General features: G+C 58.8%; 12 protein-coding genes. 7 read left to right on the forward strand and 5 right to left on the reverse strand.

Features of this window, described 5'->3' with window-relative positions; all coding sequences use genetic code 11:
• The first annotated feature begins 171 nt into the window (after positions 1–171).
• The 3 genes from VGN12_05625 to VGN12_05635 all read left to right on the forward strand — a co-directional run bounded on the left by VGN12_05625 (position 172) and on the right by VGN12_05635 (position 5340).
• Positions 172–390: a hypothetical protein gene (locus tag VGN12_05625; GenBank protein HEY4308912.1), complete on the forward strand. Its 219-nt coding sequence runs from the start codon at positions 172–174 to the stop codon at positions 388–390.
• Between the two features lie 187 nt (positions 391–577).
• Positions 578–1561 (forward strand): fatty acid desaturase, encoded by a 984-nt coding sequence (locus tag VGN12_05630; GenBank protein HEY4308913.1) that lies wholly within the window; start codon positions 578–580, stop codon positions 1559–1561.
• 314 nt (positions 1562–1875) lie between these two features.
• The gene (locus VGN12_05635; GenBank protein ID HEY4308914.1) at positions 1876–5340 is read left to right on the forward strand and encodes a choice-of-anchor tandem repeat GloVer-containing protein; all 3465 of its coding nucleotides are present in this window, start codon (positions 1876–1878) and stop codon (positions 5338–5340) included.
• Here the strand turns inward: VGN12_05635 and VGN12_05640 are convergent.
• The 3 genes from VGN12_05640 to VGN12_05650 are packed head-to-tail and all read right to left on the reverse strand — an operon-like array spanning position 5337 to position 6895.
• A complete protein-coding gene (locus tag VGN12_05640; protein HEY4308915.1) occupies positions 5337–5573 on the reverse strand; it encodes a hypothetical protein in 237 nt (78 codons plus the stop codon). The two genes, VGN12_05635 and VGN12_05640, sit on opposite strands and share 4 nt — an antisense overlap.
• 41 nt (positions 5574–5614) lie before the next feature.
• Positions 5615–6376 (reverse strand): thioredoxin family protein, encoded by a 762-nt coding sequence (locus VGN12_05645; GenBank protein ID HEY4308916.1) that lies wholly within the window; start codon positions 6374–6376, stop codon positions 5615–5617.
• 48 nt (positions 6377–6424) lie between these two features.
• Positions 6425–6895: an SRPBCC domain-containing protein gene (locus VGN12_05650; protein ID HEY4308917.1), complete on the reverse strand. Its 471-nt coding sequence runs from the start codon at positions 6893–6895 to the stop codon at positions 6425–6427.
• 222 nt (positions 6896–7117) lie between these two features.
• Here VGN12_05650 and VGN12_05655 point away from each other — a divergent pair, with 222 nt between their 5' ends.
• Together VGN12_05655 and VGN12_05660 are read left to right on the forward strand one after the other, a co-directional pair.
• Positions 7118–7696: a DNA-3-methyladenine glycosylase I gene (locus VGN12_05655; protein HEY4308918.1), complete on the forward strand. Its 579-nt coding sequence runs from the start codon at positions 7118–7120 to the stop codon at positions 7694–7696.
• Positions 7697–7916: 220 nt separating this feature from the next.
• Complete coding sequence (locus VGN12_05660) at positions 7917–8267, forward strand: hypothetical protein (GenBank protein HEY4308919.1); 351 nt, start codon at positions 7917–7919, stop codon at positions 8265–8267.
• 231 nt (positions 8268–8498) lie between these two features.
• On the opposite strand, the gene VGN12_05665 is transcribed toward VGN12_05660, so the two are convergent.
• Together VGN12_05665 and VGN12_05670 are read right to left on the reverse strand one after the other, a co-directional pair.
• The gene (locus tag VGN12_05665; GenBank protein HEY4308920.1) at positions 8499–8819 is read right to left on the reverse strand and encodes a hypothetical protein; all 321 of its coding nucleotides are present in this window, start codon (positions 8817–8819) and stop codon (positions 8499–8501) included.
• A 143-nt stretch (positions 8820–8962) separates the two neighbouring features.
• On the reverse strand, positions 8963–10099 hold the full coding sequence (locus tag VGN12_05670; protein ID HEY4308921.1) for a tetratricopeptide repeat protein: 1137 nt from the start codon (positions 10097–10099) through the stop codon (positions 8963–8965).
• A 527-nt stretch (positions 10100–10626) separates the two neighbouring features.
• Between VGN12_05670 and VGN12_05675 the strand changes: the two genes are divergently transcribed.
• On the forward strand, positions 10627–10815 hold the full coding sequence (locus VGN12_05675) for a hypothetical protein (protein HEY4308922.1): 189 nt from the start codon (positions 10627–10629) through the stop codon (positions 10813–10815).
• 146 nt (positions 10816–10961) lie between these two features.
• A complete protein-coding gene (locus VGN12_05680; GenBank protein ID HEY4308923.1) occupies positions 10962–12383 on the forward strand; it encodes a DUF2252 domain-containing protein in 1422 nt (473 codons plus the stop codon).
• Positions 12384–12421: the final 38 nt, after the last annotated feature.

Consider the following 12421-nt stretch of genomic DNA (forward strand, 5'->3'; position numbering starts at 1 on the left):
AGGGCGTCGCACCACTTCGGCTTTTTTATTTTGTGCGCGGATCAATCCTCAGCGCACGGCGACAGGAATGGGAAGGAGCCGAGCATGGCGGTCGATGGTGAACATTGGCAGAGGGCGCAGGAACGCGTCGAGTCGAACAAAAACGTGAGCAAAGAAAGGCACACCCTTCGAATGCCAGCAAGCAACCGAAAGCCCGAGCCGCTGACCGCTGCTCCGGTGCGCAGGCGTTGCATCATTTGCGGTGATCCTTCCTACTCGCAATCGGGCGTGCATCCTCAGTGCGCGGCCAAAAAGGCCGGCGCGATTGCGCTGGCCGCTCAAAAGGCTCTCGAAGTCGAGAAGCCGAAGCCCGTCCGTCCGCAATGGGCGCAACGCAAGTGGGGAGCATAGGCAGGCTTTTCCGAGACTTGCGGGTCGCCAAATCGCGAGATTCGGGCAAAGATCAGCCAAAATTCGATCGCCACACCCTGGACAGAGTACGGGGGCGCTCTGGTACGATTTGAGGGTTTGCATCTCTCAGCCGGCTGCAAATCATGATCGCTTTGGGCAGCTTTGGCTGATTCTCAAGGATGACAATATGGCGACGACCGAGATTGCCGTACCGCCAGCCTCTCCGCTTGCCCGTCCCGTCGAGACGGAGCCAGTACGGATCTATTGGCAGTATGCCATCAATTTGGCGCTGATCCACCTGCTGGCCCTGCTGGCTTTCGTGCCCTGGTTTTTCAGTTGGGCCGGATTGGCTGCGTGCCTGGTGGGGCTGTATGTGTTTGGGACGCTGGGGATCAACCTCGCGTTTCACCGCATGCTTACGCATCAGTCGTTGAAGCTTCCGCGATGGCTGGAATACAGCTTCTCGACGCTGGCCGTCTGCTGCTTGCAGGATTCGCCGGCGCGCTGGGTGGCCATTCATCGCATGCATCATCAGCATTCGGACGAACAGTCCGATCCGCATAGCCCCCTTGTCAATCTGCTGTGGGGACATTTTGGTTGGATCATTTTGAAGAACGGCAATCACGACAAGACGTTTCATTACGAGAACTATTGCCGCGACATTCTGCGCGACCCGTACTACATGTGGCTCGAGCGAAAGCTGCACTGGTTTTGGGTCTACGTCGCGCACGCGGTGTTGTTTTACCTGGTGGGGTTCGCCGCCGGTTGGGCCACGACGGGAAACGTGATGCACGGCGTGCAACTGGGCGCCAGCCTGCTGGTGTGGGGCGTGCTCGTTCGTACCGTGCTGGTCTGGCACATTACCTGGACGGTGAATTCGCTGGGACACATTTACGGCTATCAAAATTACGAAACGGGCGATTCGAGCCGTAATAATTTCTTGTTTGCCTTGATCACCAACGGCGATGGTTGGCACAACAACCATCATGCCTTTCAACGCTGTGCGGCGCACGGCCACAAGTGGTGGGAGTTCGACGTCACGTACAGCACAATCCGCCTGCTGGAGCGGTGTGGCCTGGCGACTGACGTTGTGACAGCGCCCCTTAAAGATAATCGGCCGCGCGGCACGGATAACGCTCGGCAGCGCCGGGCTGTCAACAAGCCACGCTGAATAGCGCCAGGCTTTCTAAACGGTTCCTCGGTTGCGGCGTTCCGAACGCGCTAGCGACGCACTCCGCTGTAACGGACCGAAATCCGGCGTCGTTTCATGTGCCTGTTTTGGTTGATTTTTGAGCAGGCCCATCCAGAAAGCTGATAAACCTGATGAGTTTCTGGCTAAATGCTTGATAAGTGTCCTTTTGCATGGACGGGCCCGCATAACCCTCGTAAGGTCGAGTTACATGGTTTGAGGCCGACTTACGCCGCGCCGACCCCCCGCCGTGTCGCAGCTCCTTTGAGAAGCACACGGCGATCGGGACGGAAGCAATGCGCAACCATGTCTGGCCCTATGTCTGCAGGCAGGCGAACCGAGTCGTCGGCCGTGGCCATGCGAAGCGTCGCCACCTTTCGCGTCCCACCCCGCGATCGTTCGAGTTTCTCGAATCGCGACGATTGCTGGCCATCGACAGCACCCCGGGGGTAAGCACGAGCGGTTCTCTGGTCGCCCCGTCACTGACCACCACAAACGCCTCGCCGGCTGTCGCCTCGCAGTTGGCGCACATCTTCACCGGACAGGCGAATGCCGGCGCGTATCCTTATTCCACTTTGACGCTGATCGGATCAACGTTTTATGGAATGACCGAAGGTGGGGGCGACACCGACCAAGGCACGATTTTTTCAATCAGCACAAGCGGCTCGAATTTTCAGGTCCTGCACTCGTTCACCGGCGCGGCCAACGATGGCGCCTATCCTTACGCCGGGGTGACGGTAATCGGATCGACGCTGTATGGTACCGCCAATAGCGGCGGCGCGTCGAATGAAGGAGTTGTCTTTTCGATCGGCACGACCGGCTCAGGCTTTCAGGTGCTGCATTCCTTCTCGGGCACGACCACCGATGGTGCTTATCCCTACGCCGGCCTGAATGCGATCAATTCCACGCTCTATGGAGTTACCAACAACGGCGGTACCGCCAACCAAGGAACCGTGTTTTCGATCGGCAGTGGCGAGGCAGGCTTTCAAGTCTTGCACTCGTTTACCGGAACCACGACCGACGGCGCCTATCCGTACTCCGGCATGACCTCGGTCGGCTCGACCCTGTACGGGACAACCAACAATGGCGGCACCGCAGGCAATGGAGTTGTGTTTTCGATCGGTAGCACGGGCACTAATTTCTCGGTCGTGCATTCATTTTCCGGCAGCACAACCGATGGCGCCATCCCCGACGCGGTGTTAGTCGTCAGCGGTTCGACACTGTACGGCACGACCGACGAGGGAGGTTCGGCAAACCAAGGGACCGTATTTGCAGTTGGCACGACAGGGACCGGCTTTCAGCTGTTGCACTCCTTCACCGGCACGACGACCGACGGCGCCTTTCCCAAGGCGGGGCTCGTCCTCAGCGGCTCGACTTTGTATGGCACGACGGTCAACGGCGGCGCCGCGAGCGATGGCACTGTCTTCTCACTGAGCACCGCGGGGACGGGTTTTCAACTGCTGCACTCATTCTCAGGCGGCGCCGATGGTCAGCTTCCGTTCGGTAGTCTGACTTTGGTGGGAACCGCCCTGTTTGGCACTACAAATGGCGGTTCCACGGGGGCGAATGTGGGCACCCTGTTCTCCGTGGGAACCAGTGGTGCGAACTTTCAGGTCCTACATACTTTCACGCTGGGCAATGACGGGCAGTATCCGTATTCGAACTTGCTCGTCGTCGGATCGACACTCTATGGCACTACGTCCGAAGGGGGCACGAGCCAGTCCGGCGTGGTCTACTCGATTAACGCAGACGGCACCAACTACAAGATTCTGCACTCTTTCACGGGCGCGACCAACGACGGCGCCTATCCCTACGCCGGGCTGACCATCATCGGCTCGACCCTATATGGCACAACGAACAACGGCGGAACGGCCAACGAAGGGACCGTGTTTTCGATCAGCACCAGCGGCACTGGCTTTCAAGTGCTGCACTCCTTTACCGGCGCGACCAATGACGGCGCGTATCCCTACGCCGCAGTGACGGCGATCGGCTCGACGCTGTATGGCACGACTAACAACGGCGGAACCGTGGGCAACGGAGTGCTGTTTTCGATCGGCAGTAATGGCTCCGGCTTTTCCGTACTCCATTCGTTTACCGGAACTACGACCGACGGGGCCATTCCCGATGGAGTGCTGGTCGTCAATGGCTCGACCATGTACGGCACGACCGATGAGGGGGGAACCGCCAACCAAGGAACCGTATTCGCCATCAGTACGGCAGGGACCGGATTCCAGCTTTTGCATTCGTTCACTGGCACGACCACCGACGGTGCGTTTCCCAAAGTGGGTATGACCCTCAGCGGCGCGACGCTGTATGGCGCGACGGTCAACGGGGGCACATCTGGCAATGGAACTGTATTCTCGCTGAGCACCACGGGCACCGGCTTTCAGCTGTTGCACTCGTTCAATGGCGCCGCCGACGGTGCGCTCCCTTTTGGAAGCGTGCTGCTGGTCGGCTCGACGTTATACGGCACGACCAATGGCGGGTCTTCCGGATCAAACCAAGGGACGGTGTATTCCGTCGGCACCGGCGGCGCGAACTTTCAAGTGCTGCATACGTTCAGCGCCACGACGGACGGTGCCTATCCCTTCGCGGGGTTGACGCTCGTCGGGTCGACCCTTTACGGGACGACCAACGGTGGCGGCGGTACGCTCAACGATGGCACGATCTATACGATCACCGGCGCCTTGCCGGACGGCCCCCAGGTGTTGGGCGTGGTGGTCGATGGCCTGAATTGGTCAGCGAGCTTCAATCAGATGCTGCAGACCGGCAGCCTAGGAAATGGCAATGGCTATTTGATCCCGGCCGGATCGACGGCCCAAGTGGCCGCTCTGCCGTGGACAAATGTGAACCAGATTCAGATTCAGTTCAACGAAAGCGTCCACGTACAACAAGCGAGCCTGGTCATCAGTGGGCTCAGTGCCAGCGGCTATGCGTTTTCGAACTTCAGCTACAACAGCACGACGAATACCGCGGTCTGGACGCTGGCCAATCCGTTGGGGCCCGACCGGATAAGCCTGAGCTTGAAATCGACCGGCGCGAATGCCGTCACCGACAGCGCTGGAACTCCGCTCGATGGCGATTGGACGAACAGCGTCAGCAATTATCCTTCCGGCGATGGCACAGCCGGCGGTGATTTCAATATCGCTTTGAGCACGTTGTCGGCCGATGCTAACAAGGATGGCATCGTCAATGGTCAGGATATCGCGTTGGTTTCGTCCAGCTGGTTAAAGCAAAACCCGTTCGCTGATTTCAACGGCGACGGCATTGTCAACGCGCAGGACCTGGCAATCGTCTCGTCGTCCTGGCTGCATACGCTGCCGGCAGCGGGGCCCGCCGCGAGCCCGGCGGCGATCTCAGCGGCTGCGCCGCTGGAGAAGTTCAGCGGTACGTCGACTGACGGAGCAAACACTGTGACCCTGACGAGCGCTTCGAACGAATTCGCCCCCGCCGTGAAAATGGCGAACGTGTCTGCCTGGATCGGCCTTCCGCTCAAACCACCGGTGCCGGCGGGATTTGTCACGGCGTTTCACGCGTCTGAGCGGGGAGCATCTTTCGTCGGCCCGGTGATTACCGCGACCATCGACCGCGTTATGCAAGGCCAAGAAGGAAGTGACTCCTTGGCAAGCGATTGTTGGATTGATGGCTCGACAGTGTTCGACGGAACGACGGCATCAGCACGCGCACGATCTCATTGGGCGACACTCGACGACGAGATGCTGTCGCAGTTGGCAGCGCCCGCTGGCCAGCACGATTCCTAGGCATTGTGCTTGACTAACGCGATCATCCGGCACCCGGCGTATACCAGCATCACCGCGCAAAGGCCCAACAGCGACCAGCGCAGATAGCTCGCCGCCGCGAACGACAGCCCCACACCTGTCCACAGCGCCACGTGCGCCGCGACGCAGACGGGGCATTTTGGCACGACGGCCCACAGGCCGATGGCCAATGCGCCGGCGACGAGATCGGAGCCGCAGCTCGCACGGCGTGACAACGTCGATCTGCCGCTAGCGCAACATTCGGCTCGGCGAAAGATTACTTTTCGTGACAACATGACTTAGCAGCCTGTAACGTCGGTTCGTATTTGTCGTGATGGCGCACCCAGCTCATGGGTGCTGGAAGCGCGTCCTCGTCGCGCCCTTTCGGCGACCGATCGAGGATCACGTACGTCCCCAGCATCGCCTCGAGGCTGCGGGCAAAACCTGAATAAGTGTGAAAGATCTCGCCGCTTGGATCTTTATAGAAGCAACTCAAGCCGGGGTTGTCTTCGCCATGCGGCGGAATAGTGGCGAAGTTATAGGCGTTCGCCTTGCTGGCGACCTCGGCCGGCGTGAAATGCACCCCGAAATCGCGATTGAAATCCGTACTGGCCGACGAGACCCATGGGAATCGCCAACCCATACGAGACTTGAACGCGGTGAGCTTTGCCAGCGGTGCCCGCGAGACCGCGACCAGCGAGACATCGCGACCGCGCAGATGTTCGATTGCGCCATTCACGTGATCCATCACATACGAACAGCCGGGGCAACCCTCGTCCCAATCCGGGTTGAACATGAAGTGATATGTGGCCAGTTGGCTGCAACCGGCGAATAGTCCGGCGAGGTTCGTTTCGCCCTGCAGCGATTGAAATTTGTATTGCTTCTCGACCTGCGTCCAAGGGAGAGCCCGACGCTGGCGACTAAGCTCGTCCGAGAGTCGCGTAAGTTCCTTCTCCTTGGCCAGGAAGGCACTGTGGGCGCGCCGCCACTCGTCGTGAGAGACAACCGTATGATCCGGGGTGGTCGTGGTAGAGTTCATGGTCGATTGCTCCTCGATCGTAAAGCGTAGGGGGATTGATCGCAGCAATTACTTCTTGGGTTGCGATGCCCGACGTTCGGCTCGCTGGCGAATTTGTTCGAGCCAGTGATTCCAGCCCTTGGGCATACCGTCGCGATGGTCGGGCAAGATCAGCCCGATGGCGCGATGCACAAATTTCAGTTGTGTCCCGCTCCCTTGTGCGGTCAATCGATATTGAATGTGATTTACCGTGGGATACGACATCATCATGGGCCCGGTAATCTCGAGCAATGTGGGCGGTTTGATGACCTGCACATGCCCCCAGAAATGTCCCGTGTTGTTCCCGAGATCGCGAAACCAGCGTCCGCCCGGCCAGGGCTCGATCGATAGCGGCATCGGCGTGCCGTCCATCATTTGTGCTTGGGGGCCGAGTTCATCGAGCATGGCTTCGAAGGCAATGTCGATCGGCGCCTCGATCGTGATTTCCTTGAGGATCTCGAGAGAGTCGATCGTATCCTGGGATTGAACTTGGGCTGTCATGGCGTTCCTTTCTGGGGGACTGTTCGTCTCTTTACCACTGCGATTGTGCTCGGATTATATTCCCATTACGGAATATGTCAAGCGGGATGCTTTTCTCTCGTTCACCGTCGTTGAATGGTAGCGATTCAGAGCGGGGATACGGCGATCGCCCCCACTTCGATAAACTGGGGCGTCGGAACGAGTTTACCGGCGCGCATCGCACCATCCCGAGGAACAGGATCCGTGTCAAAGCAACTTGCCAAACAGCGCTGCGCGTGGGCCGGGAACGATCCGCTGATGCAGGCCTATCACGACGACGAATGGGGCGTGCCGCTGCACGGAGCCCGGGAGCTGTGGGAAATGCTGATGCTCGAAGGCTTTCAGGCCGGACTGGCGTGGATTGTCGTGCTGCGAAAGCGCGAGGCCTTTCGCCAGGCATTCGCGGGGTTTGATCCTGCCCGGGTGGCGCGATTCAAGGAACAAGACATTCAACGGTTACTCGCGAACCCGGGGATTATTCGCTCGCGAGCGAAAATCGAAGCCACGATCCAGGGCGCTAAGCTATTTTGCGAGATGGCCGACCGGGGCGAAGACTTTGCCAAGTTCTGCTGGTCGTTCACCAAAAACAAAGTGGTGAAGGGGGACGGGAAAAGTTTTCCGACGCAGACTCCGCTGTCCGAGACAATCTCGAAGGAACTGAAACGGCGTGGATTCAAATTCGTGGGGCCAACGATCATGTACGCCTGGCTGCAGGCCGTGGGGATCGCAAACGATCATTCGGCCGACTGTTTTCGCCGGAAGCGCGTGAAGACCGTTCAGTAAGTAGCATCACGTGTAAACCGTAGCCCAAGAGCTCCCTCGCTTTTGCTTTCGAAGCGTCTTTCGGGGTAGTGTCCTTCCAAAACGAGGATATCTCCGCTTTTGCGAATTGTTAGGTATCCACTAGTCGATACATTTGAAGATGCTATCTACCCTTTGACTATAAGGTATAATTGATATAGTCTATATACGTTCTACTTCTCAAATCACAAAGGGTGATAGCATGGCAAAAAAGCCTGCTGCGAAATCTGATCGTTCGGACCCCAAGAAAAACAAAAGCCTGGCGATTCGCAATGTGCTGGCGAAGATGCCGGCTGCCAAAGCGTCCGACGTGGTGGCTGCCGTCAAGAAAGACTACGGCCACAACGTCAATCAAAACCGGGTCTATATGGTAAAGACCAAGAGCAACATGGCGTCCGACGGGCGGGTAAGGTTGCCCAGGACATCAAAGAACACTACGCCCTTGACTTCGCCCGCCTTGTGGGTCGAGGCGATCAAGATTGCCCGGCTGTTGATCAAGGCCACGGGCAGCGTGCCAAACGCCGTGGCACTTTTGAAGGCCGTCGATAGCTAGTCGAAGGCGATCTGCGACACAGCAGACAAAAAATAGCAGAAGCGAAAATAGTAGAGGCCCTGCCGATTTTCTTCGGCAGGGCCTCTTTTTATTGACGTTGATATTCGTTGGCACTTCGAACGAGACCGGCGATCCGTGGCCGGCGGCGTCGCTCGAAGGTGACGATCGGCGGCGTACCGCCGACAATCATCGGACAACAAGGACGCACAACAAGAACGCTATGACGGCGAGCTACTCGGCTCCGTTTGAGTCTGCCTCGTCATCGTCCTCTTCTTCGTCGTCGTCGTCGTCATCGTCATCCCACTCCTCTTCCTCCTCGTCTTCATCTTCATCGCCGACCTCTTCCCAGTCGTCGTCGAAGTCTTCATCGTCGTCGTCTTCTTCGTCGTCCTCATCGTCGGCGTCGTCATCTTCTTCGTCTTCGTCGTCCGCTTCTTCATCGAGAAAAGCGAATTCCTCGTCTAATCTCGTTGAATTCGCGCTAGCGATCGTGCCGAACAACTGGCGCGAGACCGCCAATTCGGATTCGGGGCCGATGAAAGTACACGTCACGTGAGATGTCTCCTCGTTCGATTCGGAAATCATGGGTGCTGCATCATACTTGAAAGAACGACGTCCGTCGTTCGATTTGCGGCGTTTTGCACAAATAGTCGCACAGAACCGACGCCCGCGACGCAATGACCGATAACGAGCAACTATTCCTCGTCGATTTGACGCTGTAACTGGTCAATGTACTCGTCGAGCACTGCGGATTCGCCATAGATGGACGCTGCGGTTTTGCATTTCTCGAGGGCCTCGCGCGGACGCCCTTGGCCGGCCAGGGCTGTGCCCCACTGCCGATAAGCGCGGCCGTTTGAAGGATCAATTCGCAAGGCTTGTTGACACTTTTCGATGGCCTTGTCGTATTTGCCCAGGCCATTGAGCGAAATCGCCCAATTCGACCAGTTTTCCGACCGGCCCGGATTCATGCGCGTTGCGGTAGCGTGGGCTGCGTTCGCTTCGTCAAAGCGCGAAAGGTGATCCAGGGTGACACCGAGTCCATCATAGGTCCAGTACGCCTGCTCCATTTTGACGGCCACGCGGCGTTCAACGAGTGCATCTTCGTAGCGACCGAGGCCATCCAGTAGATTGGCGTAGGTCTGATGGACATAGGCCGGGCCAGGCTGCCAGTGTTGCAGGATCAATTTATAAGCTGCGACTCCCTCTTCGTTGCGCTGCCAGTTACGACATTGGACTGCCAACATCCAGCGAATCATCAGGTCGTCGGGGTTCTTGTCCGCCAGGTCCCGCAACCCGCGAAAGGCCCGCTCGACTTCGCTTGGAGGATCGGCGGCAAGCTGTTGCGAATCCATCCATAACACGTGGTATGCGCATTGCGCCGTGACACTGCCGCGATCAAGCATCCATACCGCGTTGAACTTGTTGCAAGCTGGCACTATATCGAATCGGCTGCGCTCGCAGGCGGCCTGGAGGAACAGGGCGCGTTGCGCCGGCAAGATCTCGCCAAGGCTCTGCATTTTGTAGTCATGAAGTTCCTGGTCGCTGCTGCGGCCGATCATCTGCACGAGTTGCGACGCCTTTGGGAAGCGAGCCAGTTCTGATGCCAGGACGTGCTCGGCGGCGTTTTGTTGACCGGCAACAAGTAGAGCCAGAAACCTGGTTTCGAATTCAGGAGCGCCCTGGGCCGCGCTTCCGGGCGATCGAACCTTCCGTTGCGGATCATGATTTCTATCAGCAGCATTGAGCGCCAGTGACCATGGCGCCAGGGCCACGGCCAACGCAACCGTTAAGCAGAATACGGCGATCGCAATTGGCCTTATTAACACTCGCATCGCGATTCTCGCTTGTTTGCTTCCCACACGTGAGACGGTCTGAAGCGGTTCCAATCGAATTCTACTTCGAAGGGCGTGAGGCGGCCTGCGAGGCGGGTAGAGAATGCCGGTTATGCGGCTCGCGGAGGATACGCTTGCCGTGGTTGCTGCCGATCGAAGGAAGGCGGGAGTTTACTCGTCGCGGTGGCCGGATTTTTCTGATGGAGACCGACGTGCTGGATCGCGGCCAGGAATTGCCGGTCTTGGCAGGTCCGAGGGAGCCGGTATGCTGCACCCGAGGAACAACAGGGCACGGGGGGGGCCGAGATCTTGGTCGAAACGCTTTGCACAAGCTGTGTCCATCACAGGATCGTGATCTCGGGCACCGGCTCGCGATTTTTGTTGTGCAAGAAGTCGAGCGACGATCGCCGGTTCGCTAAGTATCCTGCCCAGCCTGTTACGCGGTGCGCAGGGTATCAGGGGACGCACCGGGACGACGTACCTGTGGATAAGAACGATTGACTCCAGAGCCGAGGGAAGGATCCAGCATGGCGTTTTCAGCCAAGATCGAAGGGGACGAACTCGTAATTCGCTTGCCCATGAACGAAAAGCCCGAACGGTCGGCCAGTGGCAAGACGCTGGTCGTGGCGTCGACGCGTGGTAACAAGGAAACGGATTGCGTCGTGCAGGGCAAGAAGGTGATCGTAGGGATTAACGCCTACATCCCGATCAAATAAGTGGGGCGCCGAGGGGCAGCCCGAACGAGCCAAATTTCGTTTTAGTGGCGCCTCGACGGGTTTATAATTGAGACGTCCTGCGACGACAGCCGTTCGCGCCGCGAAGCAGGAAACGCGAAATCACGATTCGTCCCGGGAGTGTTGCCATGACCAGGACTGAACACATCAATCGTCGTAAGCGGACCAGGCAAGAGAAGCCTGCGGCCGTGAACAAAGACGCCGCGGCCATGGAAAGCGAATCCGAACCAGGGCGCGACCTGCGAAAGCGCACGCCGCGTTCGGCGCATGGTGAGTGGCATCCGTCGATCGACCGCCGCGACCCTGTCGAGATCCTCAGCGAGTCGAGCGAGGGGCGCGTTCCGCATCTGGTGCCACTGCGCTATGGCCGGATGCTGATCTCGCCGTTCGCTTTCTACCGCGGCGCCGCCGCGATCATGGCGGCCGACCTAGCGCAGACGCCGACGACCGGATTGCGCGTGCAGGCCTGCGGCGATTGCCACCTGCTGAACTTCGGAGTGTTTGCCACGCCCGAGCGGCGATTGATCTTCGACATCAACGACTTCGACGAGACGTTGCCCGCGCCGTGGGAGTGGGACGTGAAGCGGCTGGCGACGAGCTTCGTGATCGCGGCGCGGCACAATCGATTTAAGCCATCGCAGGCCCGGTTCGCGGCCCTGGCCTGCGCGGAGAGCTATCGGCGGCATATAACCCGGTTCGCCAAGATGTCCGCGCTGGACGTGTGGTACGAACGTGTGGACGTGAAGCAGTTGCTGGTCGATTGCCCACCGGCGGCTTTTGACATTCCTGATGGCCAGCCGATTCGCGCGGCAACGCATAGCTCAGCCGAACACGCCAGTATCAAGCTCTTAGAGGAACACGACGGTAGCGCGCTGATCCACGACAACCTGCCGCTGGTTTACCACCCGCAGCATGTCGAGTCGGTGGAATTCATCGAGCATTTACGGGCCGCGTTTCGCCTGTACCGGGAATCGCTCCCCGAAGAGCGGCGGGTGCTGCTCGATCGCTTTAAGGTGGTGGATCACGCCGTGAAAGTCGTGGGCGTCGGCAGCGTTGGAACGCGTTGCGGCATCTTGCTGCTGATGTCCGGGCCCAATCAACCGTTGTTTTTGCAAGTCAAAGAGGCGCGACCGTCGGTCCTGGCGCCCTATGCCGGCGCGTCCAGCTACAGCAACTGTGGCGAGCGGGTGGTCGTGGGCCAACGTCTGATGCAGGCGGCGAGCGATCTATTCCTCGGCTGGACGCGTGGCGATTCGGATCGGGACTTCTACGTGCGTCAATTACGGGACATAAAGATCAAGCCCGTCGTCGAGGTGTACGATCCGAAGATGATGATGGCCTACGCTCGTTCGTGCGGCTGGGTCCTGGCGCGCGCCCATGCGCGCTCAGGTGATCCCCGGCAGATCGGCGACTATCTGGGCTCGAGCGGTCGATTCGATACGGCGCTGGCCGATTTTTCGGAAGCTTACGCCGATCAAAACGAGCAAGACTATCACGCATTTACCGTGGCGATTCGCGCCGGCCGATTGCAGGCCGAGGTCGACCGTTAACGGCATCCGACTCGCATGGTAGGGCCGCGTTTAGCTCA

The sequence above is a fragment of the Pirellulales bacterium genome, from assembly GCA_036499395.1.
Taxonomy (GTDB): domain Bacteria; phylum Planctomycetota; class Planctomycetia; order Pirellulales; family JACPPG01; genus JACPPG01.

Coding starts and splice junctions, on each gene's coding strand:
- VGN12_05660 (HEY4308919.1), top strand. CDS start 7,917: ATGGCAAAAAAGCCTGCTGCGAAATCTGATCGTTCGGACCCCAAGAAA.
- VGN12_05645 (HEY4308916.1), bottom strand. CDS start 6,376: ATGAACTCTACCACGACCACCCCGGATCATACGGTTGTCTCTCACGAC.
- VGN12_05670 (HEY4308921.1), bottom strand. CDS start 10,099: ATGCGAGTGTTAATAAGGCCAATTGCGATCGCCGTATTCTGCTTAACG.
- VGN12_05650 (HEY4308917.1), bottom strand. CDS start 6,895: ATGACAGCCCAAGTTCAATCCCAGGATACGATCGACTCTCTCGAGATC.
- VGN12_05625 (HEY4308912.1), top strand. CDS start 172: ATGCCAGCAAGCAACCGAAAGCCCGAGCCGCTGACCGCTGCTCCGGTG.
- VGN12_05675 (HEY4308922.1), top strand. CDS start 10,627: ATGGCGTTTTCAGCCAAGATCGAAGGGGACGAACTCGTAATTCGCTTG.
- VGN12_05680 (HEY4308923.1), top strand. CDS start 10,962: ATGACCAGGACTGAACACATCAATCGTCGTAAGCGGACCAGGCAAGAG.
- VGN12_05635 (HEY4308914.1), top strand. CDS start 1,876: ATGCGCAACCATGTCTGGCCCTATGTCTGCAGGCAGGCGAACCGAGTC.
- VGN12_05630 (HEY4308913.1), top strand. CDS start 578: ATGGCGACGACCGAGATTGCCGTACCGCCAGCCTCTCCGCTTGCCCGT.